Consider the following 16,078-nt stretch of genomic DNA (forward strand, 5'->3'; position numbering starts at 1 on the left):
CCGTGCTGTCCGGCTCTTGACGTGGTTGCGTCAGCGCGGCTGGCGGCCGAACCAGCTGGGCCGGGCGACGCGCAGCCGCAGGACCCGCTCCGACTCCTGGGCCTCGCGCACGTCGCGCACGCGCCCCTCGAGCAGCATGGTCAACGACACCAAGCCGACGAGGCGGGTGGAGTCCTCGCGGTCGACCACCGGCATCTTGTCGACAGCGTTGGCAGCCATGGCATTTGCCGTCTCCCGCAGGGTCTGGTCGGAATGCGTGACGATCGGGGCGGTGATGCACAACTCCTGCACCGGACGGTCGCCGGCGCCCTGGTGGACGGCCGTCTCCAGCTGGGTGCGGGTCACGACCCCCACGAGCGTGTCCGTGTCCTCGACGACGGGGTAAAGCATCTGCCTGCGGGTCTCGACCTTGTCCGGCTCGGTGCCGGAGATGACCGCCAGCGCTTCGGCCGCCGACAGGTCGCTCTCGTAGCTGAGGATGTCGCGTGACATCACCTCGCCGACGAAGTAGATCTCGAGCGGGTCGACGTCATACTCACGCGTCAGGTGGTAGCCGCGGCGCGCGATCTTCTCGGTGAGCACCGACCGCTTCAGCAGCAAGGTGGACAGCGCGAAAGCCGTTGAGGCACCGATGATCAACGGGAGTATGGCGTCGAAGCGACCGGTCAGCTCCAGCGCGAAGATGACTCCTGTGAACGGTGACCGCATGACGCCGCCGAGCACGCCGGCGAGCGCCACGAGCGCCCAGAAGCCGGCTCCGACATGCGGGAAGATGTGCGCCTCGAGGGCGCCGAGCGCGCCGCCGATCATGAACATCGGGGCGAGCACGCCGCCGGAGGTGCCGGAGCCGAGCGAGAGCGACCAGATGAGCGTCTTCACGACCAGGATGCCGATCACCAAGCTGGTGGTGATGCTGCCGTCGAGCTCGGCGCCGATGATGTTGTAGCCGACGCCGAGTGCCTGGGGCACGATCAGACCGCCGATGCCGATGATCACGCCGCCGATGGCCGGCCACCACATCCAGTGCACCGGCAGGCGGCGGAAGCCGTCCTCCGCTGCGTAGACGAGGATGGTCGCGGCGATCGCGAGCAGACCGGCGATGATGCCGCTCACGACACACAGCAGCTCGGCGAACGGCGTGATATGCAGGGCGCCGTGCACCGGGAAGAGCACCCCGCTGCCCAGCAACGGGTGCCGGATGACGGTGGCGATGCACACGGCCGTCGCGACCGGGACATAACTGCGCGGTCGCCATTCGAACAGCAGCAGCTCGACGGCCAGCATGATCGCCGCGAACGGCGTGTTGAAGGTTGCCGCCATACCGCCCGCGGCGCCGGCGACGAGCAGCGTCTTGCGCTCGTCGGCGGTGAGGCGGAGGAACTGGGCGAAGAGGGAGCCGATCGCCCCACCGGTCATGATGATCGGCCCCTCGGCGCCGAAGGGGCCGCCGGTGCCGATGGCGATCGCGGACGATATCGGCTTGAGCACCGCGACGCGCGGCTGCACCTTGCTGCCGCCGAGCAGGATCGCCTCGATCGCCTCGGGCATGCCGTGACCGCGGATCTTCTCCGACCCGTAGCGGGCCATGAAGCCGATGACGAGGCCACCGACCACCGGCGCGAGCAGCACGACATACCAGCGGTCGTGACCCCCACCGGGCGCGACGAGCTGCGTGCTGACCCGCTGGTAGAACACGGCATTGGTGATCAGCCCGATGAGCCGCAGCAGCGCCCAGGCGACGACTGCGGCGATGGCCCCGACGGGTATGGCGAGGGCGGCGATGACCACGAGACGTGGAGTCGCGCGGAAGTCGCCCAGGTGGTGCACGTCGCGTGGGACGTCATTCGGCGCAATGGGCTGCGTGGAGCTCAAGGGTCACTCTCTGTCGGTGCGTGCGGGCGTTTATGTCGTGACACGACTATGTCGTGCGGCGACATAATATAGGGTGGGCCGGAATCCCGACAGGAGGGTCTCACCCCGTGACCTCGCGCCCGCGCGTCACCAACGCCGACTACTCACGCCTGCTGCGGCTGCGCACCCGGCTGCGCAAGTTCGAGCACTGGAGCGCTGCCCAGGCCGCGGAGATGGGCCTGACCGCGAGCCAGCACCAACTGCTGCTCGCCATCCGGGGGCACGGTGGTTCGGACGGCCCGACGATCGGTGACGTTGCCGACTACTTGCTGGTGCGGCACAACACCGCCGTCGAGCTCGTCAACCGCACCCAGGAGCTCGGCCTGATCGACCGCCACCGGGACAGCAGCGACCACCGGGTGGTGCGGTTGTCGCTCACCGAGGAGGGTCGCAAGCGCCTCAACGCGTTGTCCGCCGACCACCTCGAGGAGCTTGCCCGGCTGGCCGAGGTCGTGGACGAGCTGTTCGACACGCTGCACCGGACCTGAGGCACCCGCCCCGATCCGGTCCGTTGCGCGGTGCCGGACGACTCACACACCCCGCGTCGACCCGCACACCTAATGCCGAGTCGCACACCTGCACGTGTGCCACTCGGCATTAGGTGTGCCACTCGGCGTTAGCTGCCGACGAAGGCCTGCACGAGGGGTCCCACGTCCTTCCAGGCACGACCGATGAGATCCAGGTCGCGCATCAGCATGTTCTTGGGGTCCTTGTACTGGAAGAGGCCGAGGCCGTGGGAGCCGGCCAGGACGTCCGCCGGCACCTGGTTGGTCCAGTAGCAGGTGCGGTCACTCGGCAATCCCGGGATCCACGTTCCGTCCACGCCGTACTGGTGTTTGGCGGCATCGATGTCCGCCGGCCAGATCATCTTGTTCTGGTCGTCGAACAGCGCCGGGAAGACACTGCCGTGGAAGCCGGTGAATTCGTTCGTCGTCCAGATCCGCGTGTGTCCCGAGATGAGGCCCGTGCCTGCCGCACTCGCCGTGCTGTTCATCCACTGGCCGGTGTCCAGGTGCTGGTCGTCGGTGTTCGCGGACGTCGGCGACCAGTTGTGCCACGTGTTGGATGCCCAGACCGGGCTTCCCGCCGCGGTGTAGACGACGAAGTTGCCGTCGTCCTGCAGGACCGCGGTCACCCCGCCCCTGCCGTTCGTGCCGGATGCCCAGAGGGCGCGGTTGAGGACGTCGTAGCAGACGAGGTTGCCGTCGGTCTGCATGACGGCGCGCACGACCATGGTGTTCCAGGTGTGGCTGGACCACAACGCCACGTTGTCGTCGTTGCGGTAGAGCACCAGGTTGCCGTCGGCCTGCATCACGAGGCGCACCCGGCCGTTCGGCGAGTCGATCCGGTCACCCCGCCACAGTTGCTGTCCCGCGAGGAGCCGGTCGCTCGGGTGCGGGCTCGCAACCGTCGCCGTCGAATGGGTTCCCGGGTCGTCCGGCCCGACAACCGCCGGCGCGGTGTGCCGGTGAAAAGTGTTGGTGCGCAATGAGCTGGCGTCCATCAGTAGTCCTTCACATCTCGGATCGGCGCGACCTGCTGGCCACATCGGGTGAGGAGCACGAAGTAACCGCCGTGATACATCGCAGCGGCGCTGGACCGGTCGCCGAAGGACGCTCTGACAGGATCGGCACCGTGAGCACCGTGAACACCAGCCCCGAGCAACTGGCCGACGACGCGGTCATTCTCGATGTCCGCCGTCAGGACGAGTGGGATGCCGGACACGCGCCGACCGCCGTCCACATCCCGATAGAGGAACTGCCGGCCCGCCTCGCGGAGCTGCCGTCCACCGGCGGTGCGGTCCCTGTCGTATGCCGCGGCGGCGGCCGCTCCGCCCGAGCCACCAAGTGGCTCAACGAGAACGGCTATTCAGCCGTCAATGTCACCGGCGGCATGAAGGCATGGCAGGCGGCGGGCAAGCCGATGGAAGCGCGGGAGATGCGGATCCGACCGTGATCTGATCCGCAAGCTGCCCACCGGGGTCGGGAAAGTCTGGTGGAATGGTCCGGGAGATCGCGAGGGGAGGGCGAGCATGACGACCGCACCGACCGACTCCGCAGCCTCGGGCACGGCTGCTGCCGCGACCACACGCTACGTCGCGCCGGACATCGACGGGCTCAACGTCCGGATGGGACCGAGCACGTCATACCCGGTCGCCGGCCGGCTCGTGCCTGGCGCACGGCTCACCGGTGTCGACTCCGGTGGCTGGCTGGAAGTCAGGTCCGGGTCGCTGACCGGCACTTGGGTGTGCGGCGCCTACCTGACCACGCAGGCGCCGCGGGCGGCGCCGGTCACACCGTGCCCGCTCATCACCGGGCGGGTCACCAGCCGTGACCAGTACGCCAACATCCGGTCCGGCCCGAGCTTCACCCATCCGGTGGCGGGTCGCTACCAGCACGATCAGCGAGTCACCGGCAGTCTCGTCGACGACGGGCCGTGGATCCGCACCGAGCGCGGCTACGTCAACAGCGGCACGCTCACCATCCACGCACCCGATCCGACCTCGCTCAACGGCCGGATCCCCAAGCACCTCTTGGCGCGAATCCCGTTGTGCTACAACGCCAAGGGATCGTTCGAACCCGGTTACGAGCCGACCACGCCGCGATATCTCAACCGTGCCGCGCTCGACGCGCTGCACCGTCTGCAAACCGCGTTCAAGCAGCGCTTCGGGCACTACGCCACCATCGACCTCACCTACCGGTCGTATGACGAACAGCAGTTCTGGTTCGACAAGTTCGGCAGTCCACGGGCGGCGGCGCCCGGACACTCCAACCACGGTTACGGTCTCGCGGTCGATTTCGAGGAGCGCGACAGCCGGTGGCTCTACTCCTGGGGCGCAGTCTGCAACGACTGGTTACTCAGGCACCAGGGCGTTTTCGGCTTCGACAACCCTTATGCCGACACACTCCAGGAGGGCGAGGACTACCACTTCAATTTCGTCGGTTGATCATCGCGTGCCGCCCGAGAATGACTGCGTTACAACCACTTTCGTTTGCGGAAGATGACGTAGAGGATGCTGCAGACGACCAACATCAGGACCAACGCATAGGGATAGCCGGCGATCCAGTGCAGTTCGGGCATGTTGTCGAAGTTCATCCCGTAGATGCCGCTGATCAGTGACGGCGCGAAGAGGATGGCCGCCCATGCCGAGATCTTCTTGACCTCGTCGTTCTGATCCATGCCGGCCTCCGCGAGCCGGCGCATCTCTTCGTTCTGGGTCTGCGCGACCAGGGTCGCGTTGAGGGTGAGGATGTCGGCGAGGTTGCTGCGGAAGCCGTCGACCCGTTCCACGACGCTCGTCGCGTGGTCCTTGACGTCGCGCAGGTTGCGCTGCAGCTCCTCGTCGGTGCCGTACTTGTCGAAACCCGCCTCGAGACCATCCACGATCTGCAGCAGCGGCTTGGTCGCGCGCTGCAGCTCGGCGACCTCCCGAGACAGTTCGTAGACGCGGCGGGACACGGCCGGGTCGGACTCGAAGACCTGGTTCTCGATCTCGTCGATGTCGTTCTCCAGTCCGGCGATCACCGGAGCGTAGGCGTCGACGACGAAGTCGATCAGCGCGTAGAGCACGGCCTCGGGGCCGCGCGCGAGCAGGGTGGGATCGGCCTCCAGGCGCTCGCGCACGGTGCCGAGGCTGATCCGGTCGGTATGCCGGACGGTGAGCACGAAGTCCGGCCCGATGAAGATGTGCACCTCCCCGATCTGCACCGTCTCCGACTCGTCGAGGTAGATCGCCGGACGCAGCACCACGAACAGCGTCTCGTCATACCGCTCCAGCTTGGGGCGCTGGTGCGCGACGATCGCGTCCTCCACCGCCAGTGGGTGAAGGTTGAAAACCGCTGCCGTGTCGTTGATCTGGGCCTCGGTGGGGCGCACCAGGCCGATCCAGGCCATCGGGTTGTCCGGCGAGCGGAGCCGGTGCATCGCCTCGCGCAGCGACTGCGGGGCCTCGACCCGGTGGCCGTCGCAGTAGAGCGCCTTCTCCACCACGGAGGCCTCGACCGGCACCTGCTCCTCGCGGCGCGGCTGCAGGACGCGTTCGGGCGCGTCCTCGCGCGGCTGCTTGGCGGCTCGGCCGGGCAGCACCGCTGTCGGCCGGAACGGCCGGTTCTTCCAGTTCGGCACGGTCGCAGCCTAGCCGCGAGGGCGTCAGTGCGGCCGGGCCATCGCGAGGACGTCCAGCACGCGATCCAGGTCCTCCTCGCTGATCGAGCCGTTCGCCACGTGGCCGCGTTCGACCACCACCTCGCGGATGGTCTTGCCCTCCTTGAGGGATTGCTTGGCGATCGCGGCCGCCTCGTCATACCCGACGTAGTGGTTGAGCGGCGTGACGATCGACGGCGACGACTCGGCGAACTCCCGGCACCGCTCGACGTTGGCCGTGATGCCGTCGACGCAACGGTCCGCGAAGAGGACGCTGACCTTCGCCAGCAGTCCGACCGACTGCAGCAGGTTGTCCGCGATGACCGGCAGCATGACGTTGAGCTCGAAGTTGCCGGCCGCTCCGCCCCATGCGACCGCTGCGTCGTTGCCGACGACCTGCGCGGCGACCTGGCAAACCGCCTCTGCCAGCACAGGATTGACCTTGCCCGGCATGATCGAGCTACCGGGCTGCAGGTCGGGCAGGAAGATCTCGGTCAGCCCCGTGCGCGGGCCCGAGCCCATCCAGCGGATGTCGTTGGCGATCTTCGTCATGCTCACCGCGATCGTCCGCAGCGCGCCGGACAACTCGACGAGCGCATCACGCGCCCCCTGCGCCTCGAAGTGGTCGGCGGCCTCGGTCAGCGGCAGGTCGAGCTCCTTCGCGAGGCGCGAGATGACCTCCCCCGCAAGGCCTTCCGGCGCATTGATGCCGGTGCCCACCGCGGTTCCGCCCAGCGGCAGCGACCCGACCCGCGGCAGCACGCTCTCCAGCCGGGCCACCCCGAGGCGCACCTGCGCGGCGTAGCCACCGAATTCCTGGCCGAGGGTCACCGGTGTCGCATCCATCAGGTGCGTTCGGCCCGATTTGACAACATCGGCGAACTCGGTGGATTTGCGCTCCAGCGACTCCGCGAGGTGTCGCAGCGCCGGGACGAGTTCGTGCACCACGGCGGAGGTGGCCGCGATGTGTATGGCGGCCGGGAACTGGTCGTTGGAGGAGAACGGGTCGTTGACGTCGTCGTTGGGGTGCACCGGCCGCCCCAGCGAATCCTGGGCGAGGGTTGCGATGACCTCGTTGGCGTTCATGTTGGACGACGTCCCGGATCCGGTCTGGAAGACGTCGATCGGGAATTCGTCGTCCCAGAAACCACGAGCGACCTCCGCGGCAGCCACTCGGATCGCCTCGGCCATGTCCGGGTCGAGCATGCCGCGCTCTCCTCGAACGGTGGCTGAGCAGCCTTTGATGGACGCCAAGGCGCTGATCAGCTCGCGCTCGATGTGCTTGCCCGAGATCGGGAAGTTCTCGACGGCACGCTGCGTCTGCGCGCGCCATTTGGCGTCGGCCGGCACCTCGACGTCACCCATCGAGTCGTGTTCGACTCGCATTGCCGGCTTTGAATCACCTTGTGCTGTCATTGCTTCGGCTCCCGTCGCTCATCGAACCGGAGCAATGACCAGTGCACTCCGGCCGTTGCGCCCAGTCTGCCACCTCGCCGGCGGTGAAGCTCAGCCTGCCGACCCCGCAGGGATCGGCTCCCGGCCGGCGGGTTGCACCGGTCGAGGCGTGAGCGGCGTGGGGGTCTTGGTGGCTTTCGACGCCGGCTTGCCCGACCGGAGCGTGAATGTGCGGCCGTAGTGCTTGATCGCGACATGCGCGTCGGGGCCGTCCTCGAGCTGGTAGATCGTCCGGTCGTGAGTGATTTCGACCCGGATCTTGCACTGCTGCCACCGGATGGTGAACGCCAACCGCTGAATCGCGTCCGGTAGGGCCGGAGCGAAGCTCAGCTGGCCGTGATGGTCGCGCATTCCGCCGAAGCCGCAGACCAGCGCCAGCCAGCCGCCGGCGAGAGAAGCCACGTGCACCCCGTCACCGGTGTTGTGCTCGAGGTTGCGCAGATCCATGAGCGCGGCTTCGGTTGCGTAGTCGTGGGCCAGTGCCACCTGCCCGACCTCTGCCGCAATGACGGCCTGGGTGCAGGCCGACAGCGAGGAGTCGCGACACGTCACGGCTTCGTAGTATTCGAACGCGCGCGCCTTCTGCTCCTGGGTGAATTCGTCGCCACACCAATGCATCGCCAGGATGAGGTCGGCTTGCTTCACGACCTGGCGCGGATAGATGTCGACATACGGGTAGTGCAGCAACAGTGGATAGCCGTCGTCGTTGAGCGTCTGCTCGAAGTCCCACATCCGGTGCCGGGTGAAGTCGGCGTCCTGCATATGGACGTCCTTCTCACTGTCGTAGGGCACCGCGATCGACTCCACCGCCGCCCACCAGTCCGCTCGCTCGGCGTCGGTGACGTTGAGTTCCTTGGCTGCCTTCGGCCAGCGCTCCGCCGCCTCCGCGGCGTAGCGCATGTTCCGAGCGGCCATCAGGTTGGTGTAGATATTGTCGTCGACGATCGCGCTGTATTCGTCCGGCCCGGTCACTCCGTCGATGTGGAAGCGGCCGTCGTCGCCGTGATAGCCGAGTCCGGCCCAGAGCCGGGCGGTCCGCACGAGCAGCGGGAGCGCGATCTGCTCGTCGAACTCGCCGTCCTGGGTCCAGAAGACGTAACGCGCGGCGGCCACCGCGACGGCCGAGTTGACGTGGAAGGCAGCCGTGCCGGCCGGCCAGTATGCCGAGCACTCCTGCCCGCGAATCGTGCGCCACGGGAACGTGACGCCCTTGAGCTTCAACGTCTTTGCGCGTTCTTCGGCCAGGTCCGCGATCGACAGGCGCCAGCTCAGCGCGTCGCGTGCAGCCTGTGGCGCGGTGGCCGTCAGGACGGGAAGGACATACATCTCGCTGTCCCAGAACGCGTGCCCGTCATAACCAGGCCCGGTGAGGCCCTTGGCCGGTATGGCGCGCCCCTCCGCTCGTGCGCCCGCCTGCAGCACGTGCCACAGTCCGAACCGCACGGCTTGCTGGATCGCCGGATCGCCGTCGACCTCGACGTCCGCGCCGTCCCAGAACTCGTCGAGGTAGCTCTTCTGTTCGGCCACCAGGTTGTCCCACCCGGTGTGCATCACCGCGGACAGCGCGGCGTCGACCTGATCCCGCAGCGCGGGCAGCGTGCGTTGTGAACTCCAGCCGTAGGCGACAAATTTCGTCAGTCCGACCGACTCGCCGGGCTCCAGCTCGGTGCCGACGGTGGTGCGCGTCCAGTCCGGCTGCACGTAGGTATGGGTGTGGAAACCCTCCTCGCCGTGGATGACGTGATCGCACGCCACCGCCATCCGGAGCTTGCTGCGGCGGGTGCGGTGGATCAGCAGTGAACGGTTGCCGCTGTTCGAGTGCTCCTCGGGACGCAGCGGGTCCTTCAACGCCGCGGCTACGCGAGGGTCCTTCGATGCCATCGAAAGACGTTCATTGGCAACCATTTCGGACTGCATGACGATTCGCACCGGCTTGTTGATGGCCTCGACCGAATAGCGGATCGCGAGGATCGCGCGCTGGGTGAACGACACGAGTCGGGTCGAGCGGATCCGCACCTGCGTGCCGGCAGTCGTCTCCCAGATCAGATCGCGGTGCAACAGCCCTTCGCGCATGTCGAGTGTGCGCTCCTGATGTCGGACGACGCCATAGCGCATGTCGAGCGGCTGATCGTCCACGAGCAGCCGAATGATCTTGCCGTCCGTGACATTGACGATCGTCTGGCCTTCTTCGGGATAGCCGTAGCCGGCCTCGGCATACGGCAGCGGACGCTCCTCGTAGAAAGAGTTGAGGTAGGTCCCGAGCAGGCCGTTCGGGGTGGACTCGTCGTAGTTACCGCGAACCCCGATGTGGCCGTTGGACAACGCGAAGACCGACTCCGACTGTGCCAGGTTGCCCGGGTGCACGCCCAGCTCACGGACCCGCCACGGCTCAACGGTGAATTCGCTCTTGGCGCTGACCATCGGTCACTTCTCCTTGTCGATCAGCTCGGCCAGATCACGCACGACCACGTCGGCACCGTTCTGCCGCAAGGCGTCTGCGTGACCCACCCGATCGACACCGATGACATAGCCGAAGTCCCCGGCACGACCGGCTGCCACACCGGACACCGCGTCCTCGAAGACGGCCGCCTGTGCCGGGGTGGCGCCGGCGAGCTGCGCGCCGGCGAGGAACGAGTCGGGTGCCGGCTTGCCCGGAATGTGCTGATTGCGCAACGTGACTCCGTCGATGCGGCCCTCGATATACTTCGCCAGGCCAGTGACGTCGAGGACCATCTCGGTGTTGGCGCTGGACGACACGACGATCCGGTGCAGTCCCTTCTCTTGCGCGAGCTCGAGGTAGCGGCGGCTGCCCTCGTAGACCTCGACGCCGTTCCGCTGGATCTCCGCCTGCACGAGGTCGTTCTTGCGATTGCCGAGCCCCCAGACCGTTTCAGCGGCCGGCAGGGCGTCCGAAGATCCCTCGGGCAGCACGATCCCACGTGACGCGAGAAAATCGCGCACGCCGTCCTGGCGCGGCTTTCCGTCGACATACTGGTTGTAGTCGTCGTCGGTGAACGGCCGAAAGCCGTTGCCGTCCTTGGCTTCCAGATAGGCGTCGAACATCTGCTTCCACGCCTTGCGGTGGACGCTCGCCGTGTCGGTCAGCACTCCGTCGAGATCGAACAGGCAGGTGGTCACGGAGTCCGGCAGTCCTAACATCGAACGGTTTCCTCTGCATCGGCAATGCTTTCCTCGGGCGCTGCTCCCCGACGGGCTCTTGGCAGGTTAGACCCGCGCGCGCAGCGGACCAAGGACGTTGGCCGAGGTGTTCCGACTGCGCCAGCATCTGCAAGAAATGGGCACCCAACCCCTAGTGGCCGGCCGAGCAACGGTGTGCCAACGTCGCGGTGGCCGAGCGCCGGCCCGAGTAGCCCGCGAGGACGAGCGGGCGCGTCGAGGTGTAGCGCATGAGCGTATAGAAGTACGGTACATATTTTGAAGACATGACCACCGCCGTCACCTACCTGAAACAGAATGGATATCCGCAGTTTCAACGCATAATCCTCTGGACAGGAGATTCGAACGAGTGTATTATTTGGTAATGGAGCAGGCACCAGCAGACCGGTCACCGGACGAGGATGCACCGCAGTCTGCCGGCGACAAACTCACCGCCGCCTTTCAGTTGGTGGCCGCGGCGTTCGAGGACACCCGGATCGACTCCATCACGCTGACCAAGGCCGACCTGCTGGAGCACGCGGTGGCCGCGCAACGGGTGTTGAACGTGGCGTGGGCGGTGCAGTCGGCCCGGCTGGCGCAAGCCGCCGCCATCGAAGAGATCCTGGTGACTGACTCCACGTCGCGGGATGGGCACCGGACCCGGGAGGTGCGGCACGCTATCGGCGCGCACCAGGACGAGTTCATCGGCTGCGAGGTCGGACCGGCTCTGGACTGGGCCACCGGGCACGCGTTGGCGCGGATCAGTGAATCCGTCGACTGCCTGACCCGCACGCCGCGGTTGTTCGGCTGGGTCGGCACCGGCGAACTCGACCCCGCCAAACTCGCCACCATCCACCGGGCTCTCGGGCGGGTGATCCACGACAGTGACGGCGAGGGGAACGCGGTCACCCTCGATCTGGCCCGCCAGGTGGAGACTGCGCTCCTCGGCGCCACCGATCCCGCGGACAGCAGCCCGGAGGCGGCTGCCGCCGAAGACGCCGCCGTGGAGTTGCTGGCCAGGCAGTCCGCTCAGCAGGTCCGGCAGCGCACCGACCGGGTCCTGCGCACCCTGGACCCGGTGTCCGCTGGCAAGGCGGCGACCCGGCGACGCCGGGACCGCGTCGGAGTGTTCGCGCATCCCGACGACGAACCCGGCCTCACCCACCTGCACGCGATCCTGGACTCGACCGTCGCGGCGAAACTCATGGCCGCCGTCGACCAACTGGCGCGGGACCTGCACGCCGACACCACCACGGACAAGACGTTGGCCGAATGCCGCGCCGACGCCCTGGCCGACCTGGCCCTGGCCAACGCCACGGTGACCACCAGCCTGGTCATCGAGGTTCCCGTCCAGGTCGGCGCCGAGGCCACGACCGCTGGTGCCGCGCACGGCCAGGCCGGTTCGGCATTCTGGCCGGCAGCGTTCGCGCACCCGATCACCGGCCTCCCCGTCTACCCCCACGGTCGCCCGACAGCCGCCGCCACCGCCGAAGCGACGATAGTGACGCGGAGGTCCCAGGAACACGTCGACCGGGAATTCAACGACCTGCTCAACCGCCTCTACCCGCCGCACCCGGACGACTACGCCGACTGGGAACTCGACGACGAATACGCACCCTTCAACCGGCCACCCGAGCACGCACCACCCGACGTTCACATGTTAGCGCCGGATCATTCGCGCCGTTTCATGTTGGCGGGCGAACCGACTCGCCCGCGCCGTCCCGATCAACCGCAGCGCGTCTCGGGGATGGGATCGTGCCCGGCGTCGGCGTCATTCCGGCCGCCGCCATCGAAGCAATGTCGCGATCGTTCGGGATGACGATCACCCGTGCACTGGTCGACGCCACAACCGGCATCACCCTCGAAACGTGCGAGACGCAGTACCGGCCCAGCGCCCGGCTCGCGCGCTACGTCCGGACTCGGGACGTGCATTGCCGCTTCCCCGGCCGGCCCGGTGGTGCGACCTCGACCACCTCACTGCCTGGCCTGGCGGGCCTACCGCTGCGGCCAACCTTCATTGTCTGTGCCGCCACCATCACCGCACCAAGCAGGAAAACGGCTGGTCGGTCACCATGACACCCGACGGCATCTGCACCTGGACCAGCCCCACCGGCCGTACCTACATCACCACCCCCGGCGAATAACGCTGCAGCTCAAGGAAACGCAACCAACCGACGGGTCTCCATTCAGCCTCGGCCATCGCCTCGGGCTACTCAGGGCGGCGCTCAGGGGCGACGCTCGACCGGCGCGCGGCCGGCCAGTGCATCGACCGCCGCACGCAGCGCTTCGGGATCATCGGCTGCCTCGATCACAGCTTCCACAGCCGGATCCTTGCTGTCGACCAAAGCGAGCAGCAGCGCACCCGCCAGCGACCCAGGCTCGTCGCACGGGCCAGCGCCATGCATTTCCCGCATCGCACCGCGCATTTCGTGCAGCACGCTATGCATGCTCGGCGTGACGCTGTTCCAGCGCCGGCTTCGGGGACCACGACGACCCCGACCGGCCGGGCCGAACGCGCCAGGGCCGAACCCGCCCGGCCCGAAGGGGCCGAAGCCTCCGAAACCTTCACCACCGAACGGTCCACTGTCAGACTCTGCCTTGCCGGGGCCGCCGTGCCGCCGGGGACCATGGCCGTGCGAGCCGTGCCCACCGCGCTCCCGACCCCGGCCTCCTTCGCGTCCGCGACGCTCGCCCCAGCCGTCGGTGATGTCCTCACCGAACGTCTCGCGCACAGCATCGCGGACCTCGTCCAGGTCGATGCCGATGGCCTTCAATGCCTTCCGGTCCTCGTGGAGATTGTCGGCCGCGCCGACAGGGCCGCGCTCTCGCTCGTCAGGGGGTGTGTCGTCGTGTTTCTCGACGACTACGCGCCGAGCCCACTCGTAGCTGATGCCGTGCTCATTGAGCAGCTTGTAGGCCGCCCCTCGAACATTGGACAGCAGACCGAGCAGCAGATGGTCGGGGCCGAGCAGCTCGTGCTCGAGCTCCTTGCGTTCCTCCATCGCGTGCATCATCGCTATCCGCACTTCGGAATCCAGGTGTCGCAACATGCCGTGTCTCTCCTTCACGTCTGTTCTGCAGCAGTGGTTTTCACCGCGAATGCTTCTGATGAACGGCCTGACGACTCACCTGCAGGACATCCGCGATCGCCTGCCAACTCCAGCCGCGCTCCCGCGCGTTGCGCACCTGCACTTCCTCCAGCCGATCCGCGAGGGTTCGGAGCGCACGAACCGCGGCCAGACCCTGCGCGGGATTGGGGCTCGCGGCTGCATCAGTGAAGTTCACGTCGTCGTTCATGCCGTCAAGTAAACCTGACACGTAGTGAGACGTCAAGAAAACCTGACATCGTCCACACCCCTAGGCTCCCTGTATGACGCTTCCCGGAGTCAGCCGCGCGGTAGACGACGCCGTCGCCCGGCAGCGCATCGCGGGCGCGGTGGTGCTGGTCAGCCGCGATGGACAACTGGTGCACGCGCAGGCGGCAGGTATGGCCGACATCGCGTCCAGCGCAAGGATGGATCCGCAGACCGTCTTCCGGCTCGCGTCGGTCACCAAACCGGTCATCGCAGCGACCACCATGCATCTCGTCGAAACCGGTGATTTGGACCTGACGACGCCGATCCATCACTGGCTCAACCGCTTCCGGCCATCGCTCGCGGATGCATCGACGCCGGACATCACCGTCGACCACCTGCTGACACACACCGCCGGCCTGAGCTATCGGATGGCCGAGCCGCCCGGCAGCGACTACGACCGGCTCGAAATCTCGGACGGGCTGGACCGCACCGATTTCACGCTGCAGGAGAACCTGCGCCGCATCGCCCGCACCACTCTGCGGTCGGCGCCCGGCACGGAATTCCGCTACTCGATCGCGTATGACGTGCTGGGCGGCCTCATCGAAGCCGTCTGCAGCACGACGCTGCCGAAGGCGGTCGACGAGGTGATCTGCCGGCCGCTCCAGCTGCACAGCTTCGGTTTCTCCGTTGGCGAGCGAGCCCGCGTTGCAACGGCATACAGCGACGGGCTCATCCCTATCACCGATGAGCCGATCCCGAACGAGATCAACGTGGTTCGCTACTCCCCCGAGCGTATCTTCGACCGGACCCAGTGGCCGTCCGGTGGTGCCGGCGCGGCCGCGACCGCCGGTGACGTGCTGCGCTTCCTCGAGACGATCGCGCTCGGCGGCGGGCCGATCCTCACCTCGCGGACTGTCACCAAGATGTATGCCGGCCGCGTCGGCCGACAGCTCACCCCGACGATCCGGGACTCCTTCGGACGTGGCTGGGCGGTCGCGTCTCCCGACACCGCGCCGCTCTACGGCCTGCCGATCGACGCAGTGCATTGGGGCGGTGCTTATGGGCACACCTGGTCGATCGATCCGGCGACGCGCACCGTCGTCGTCGCACTGACCAACACCACACCGGAAGGCGCGGCGGGCGCCTTCCCGACGGACGTGGCACGAGCCGCTTTCACCGACCTCGCGACCGGCAACCTCGACGCGTAGCGTGGGGTCGATGAGCATCCCGACATACACCCTCAACGACGGCACGACCGTGCCGGCGATCGGCTTCGGCACCTACCCGCTTCGGGGCGAGGAGGGCACGACAGCGATCAAGAGCGCGCTCGACACCGGTTACCGATTGCTCGATACGGCAGTCAACTACGAGAACGAGTTCGAGGTGGGGGACGCGCTGCGCCGGTCCGGCGTCGACCGCGACGAGGTGCGGATCCAGTCCAAGATTCCTGGTCGGTACCACGCGTATGACGACGCGCTCGCCTCGATCCGCGAGTCTCTGGAAACGCTGCAGCTGGACCACATCGACGTGCACCTGATCCACTGGCCGAACCCCAGCGTCGACAAGTACGTCGACGCCTGGCGGGCGCTGGTGACGGCCCAGGAGGAAGGCCTCGTCACCACCATCGGCGTCTCCAACTTCACCGAGGACCACTTGCACCGGATCATCGACGCCACCGGCGTCACGCCGGCCGTCAACCAGATCGAACTGCACCCCTACTTCCCCCAGGTCGAGATGCGGAAGATCAATGAAGATCTGGGGATTCGCACCGAGGCGTGGAGCCCGCTCGGCAAGCGTCAGGCACCTTTCGACGAGCCGCCTATCGCCGAAGCGGCCGCCGCCCACGACGTCACCCCGGGCCAAGTGATCCTGCGCTGGCACTACCAGCTCGGGTCGCTGCCGCTGCCCAAGACGGCGACGCCGCAGCGCCAGGAGGACAACCTCAAACTCTTCGACTTCGAGCTCACCGACGCCGAAATGGACGCGATCACCGATCTCGGCAGGCCGGACGGGCGGCTCTTCGGCGGCGACCCGAACACCCACGAGGAAATGTAACCTCACCCCACGCCGCTGCGCTCCTCCGATACTTCGCCGGGACGCCGAGCCCGGCCCCCAAG

At 67.3% G+C, this 16,078-nt stretch carries 14 protein-coding genes; 6 read left to right on the forward strand and 8 right to left on the reverse strand.

Annotation, left to right across the window (positions count from 1 at the left end; genetic code table 11):
- Positions 1-30: 30 nt before the first annotated feature.
- Positions 31-1,872 (reverse strand): chloride channel protein, encoded by a 1,842-nt coding sequence (locus ACN8HC_RS08965; RefSeq protein WP_490074484.1) that lies wholly within the window; start codon positions 1,870-1,872, stop codon positions 31-33.
- Positions 1,873-1,979: 107 nt separating this feature from the next.
- On the opposite strand from ACN8HC_RS08965, the gene ACN8HC_RS08970 reads away from it, so the two are divergent.
- Positions 1,980-2,399 carry a MarR family winged helix-turn-helix transcriptional regulator gene (locus tag ACN8HC_RS08970; RefSeq protein ID WP_490074485.1) on the forward strand — a complete coding sequence of 140 codons (420 nt, stop codon included), beginning with the start codon at positions 1,980-1,982 and terminating at the stop codon, positions 2,397-2,399.
- A 128-nt stretch (positions 2,400-2,527) separates the two neighbouring features.
- On the opposite strand, the gene ACN8HC_RS08975 is transcribed toward ACN8HC_RS08970, so the two are convergent.
- Positions 2,528-3,415, reverse strand: a complete 888-nt coding sequence (locus ACN8HC_RS08975; RefSeq protein ID WP_490074486.1) for a hypothetical protein — start codon at positions 3,413-3,415, stop codon at positions 2,528-2,530.
- Between the two features lie 131 nt (positions 3,416-3,546).
- On the opposite strand from ACN8HC_RS08975, the gene ACN8HC_RS08980 reads away from it, so the two are divergent.
- Positions 3,547-3,867 (forward strand): rhodanese-like domain-containing protein, encoded by a 321-nt coding sequence (locus tag ACN8HC_RS08980; RefSeq protein ID WP_490074487.1) that lies wholly within the window; start codon positions 3,547-3,549, stop codon positions 3,865-3,867.
- A gap of 76 nt (positions 3,868-3,943) precedes the next feature.
- Positions 3,944-4,858, forward strand: coding sequence for a D-alanyl-D-alanine carboxypeptidase family protein (locus ACN8HC_RS08985; protein WP_490074488.1), 915 nt, complete (start codon positions 3,944-3,946; stop codon positions 4,856-4,858).
- Positions 4,859-4,887: 29 nt separating this feature from the next.
- Here ACN8HC_RS08985 and ACN8HC_RS08990 read toward each other — a convergent pair whose 3' ends face one another.
- The 4 genes from ACN8HC_RS08990 to ACN8HC_RS09005 form a co-directional block, all read right to left on the reverse strand.
- Positions 4,888-5,919 carry a magnesium and cobalt transport protein CorA gene (locus ACN8HC_RS08990; protein WP_490074528.1) on the reverse strand — a complete coding sequence of 344 codons (1,032 nt, stop codon included), beginning with the start codon at positions 5,917-5,919 and terminating at the stop codon, positions 4,888-4,890.
- A 141-nt stretch (positions 5,920-6,060) separates the two neighbouring features.
- Positions 6,061-7,440 (reverse strand): class II fumarate hydratase, encoded by a 1,380-nt coding sequence (locus ACN8HC_RS08995; protein WP_490074489.1) that lies wholly within the window; start codon positions 7,438-7,440, stop codon positions 6,061-6,063.
- Between the two features lie 120 nt (positions 7,441-7,560).
- A complete protein-coding gene (locus ACN8HC_RS09000) occupies positions 7,561-9,930 on the reverse strand; it encodes a glycoside hydrolase family 65 protein (protein ID WP_490074490.1) in 2,370 nt (789 codons plus the stop codon).
- A gap of 3 nt (positions 9,931-9,933) precedes the next feature.
- Positions 9,934-10,668, reverse strand: coding sequence for a beta-phosphoglucomutase family hydrolase (locus tag ACN8HC_RS09005; RefSeq protein WP_490074491.1), 735 nt, complete (start codon positions 10,666-10,668; stop codon positions 9,934-9,936).
- 382 nt (positions 10,669-11,050) lie between these two features.
- Here ACN8HC_RS09005 and ACN8HC_RS09010 point away from each other — a divergent pair, with 382 nt between their 5' ends.
- Positions 11,051-12,484 carry a hypothetical protein gene (locus ACN8HC_RS09010; protein ID WP_490074492.1) on the forward strand — a complete coding sequence of 478 codons (1,434 nt, stop codon included), beginning with the start codon at positions 11,051-11,053 and terminating at the stop codon, positions 12,482-12,484.
- A gap of 406 nt (positions 12,485-12,890) precedes the next feature.
- Here the strand turns inward: ACN8HC_RS09010 and ACN8HC_RS09015 are convergent, their stop codons facing one another.
- Positions 12,891-13,715: a Clp protease N-terminal domain-containing protein gene (locus ACN8HC_RS09015; RefSeq protein WP_490074493.1), complete on the reverse strand. Its 825-nt coding sequence runs from the start codon at positions 13,713-13,715 to the stop codon at positions 12,891-12,893.
- A 40-nt stretch (positions 13,716-13,755) separates the two neighbouring features.
- On the reverse strand, positions 13,756-13,962 hold the full coding sequence (locus ACN8HC_RS09020) for an RNA polymerase sigma factor sigma-70 region 4 domain-containing protein (RefSeq protein WP_490074494.1): 207 nt from the start codon (positions 13,960-13,962) through the stop codon (positions 13,756-13,758).
- A 73-nt stretch (positions 13,963-14,035) separates the two neighbouring features.
- Between ACN8HC_RS09020 and ACN8HC_RS09025 the strand changes: the two genes are divergently transcribed.
- The gene (locus tag ACN8HC_RS09025) at positions 14,036-15,169 is read left to right on the forward strand and encodes a serine hydrolase domain-containing protein (RefSeq protein ID WP_490074495.1); all 1,134 of its coding nucleotides are present in this window, start codon (positions 14,036-14,038) and stop codon (positions 15,167-15,169) included.
- A gap of 10 nt (positions 15,170-15,179) precedes the next feature.
- Positions 15,180-16,016 (forward strand): aldo/keto reductase, encoded by an 837-nt coding sequence (locus ACN8HC_RS09030; protein ID WP_490074496.1) that lies wholly within the window; start codon positions 15,180-15,182, stop codon positions 16,014-16,016.
- Positions 16,017-16,078: the final 62 nt, after the last annotated feature.

It is taken from the genome of Flexivirga sp. YIM B11880 (assembly GCF_058148645.1).

What these genes read in the sequence shown, in the direction of transcription:
- ACN8HC_RS09005 (WP_490074491.1), bottom strand. Translation starts at nt 10,668, where the DNA reads ATGTTAGGACTGCCGGACTCCGTGACCACCTGCCTGTTCGATCTCGAC.
- ACN8HC_RS09025 (WP_490074495.1), top strand. Translation starts at nt 14,036, where the DNA reads ATGACGCTTCCCGGAGTCAGCCGCGCGGTAGACGACGCCGTCGCCCGG.
- ACN8HC_RS08995 (WP_490074489.1), bottom strand. Translation starts at nt 7,440, where the DNA reads ATGCGAGTCGAACACGACTCGATGGGTGACGTCGAGGTGCCGGCCGAC.
- ACN8HC_RS08975 (WP_490074486.1), bottom strand. Translation starts at nt 3,415, where the DNA reads ATGGACGCCAGCTCATTGCGCACCAACACTTTTCACCGGCACACCGCG.
- ACN8HC_RS09020 (WP_490074494.1), bottom strand. Translation starts at nt 13,962, where the DNA reads ATGAACGACGACGTGAACTTCACTGATGCAGCCGCGAGCCCCAATCCC.
- ACN8HC_RS09010 (WP_490074492.1), top strand. Translation starts at nt 11,051, where the DNA reads ATGGAGCAGGCACCAGCAGACCGGTCACCGGACGAGGATGCACCGCAG.
- ACN8HC_RS09000 (WP_490074490.1), bottom strand. Translation starts at nt 9,930, where the DNA reads ATGGTCAGCGCCAAGAGCGAATTCACCGTTGAGCCGTGGCGGGTCCGT.
- ACN8HC_RS09030 (WP_490074496.1), top strand. Translation starts at nt 15,180, where the DNA reads ATGAGCATCCCGACATACACCCTCAACGACGGCACGACCGTGCCGGCG.
- ACN8HC_RS08985 (WP_490074488.1), top strand. Translation starts at nt 3,944, where the DNA reads ATGACGACCGCACCGACCGACTCCGCAGCCTCGGGCACGGCTGCTGCC.
- ACN8HC_RS09015 (WP_490074493.1), bottom strand. Translation starts at nt 13,715, where the DNA reads ATGTTGCGACACCTGGATTCCGAAGTGCGGATAGCGATGATGCACGCG.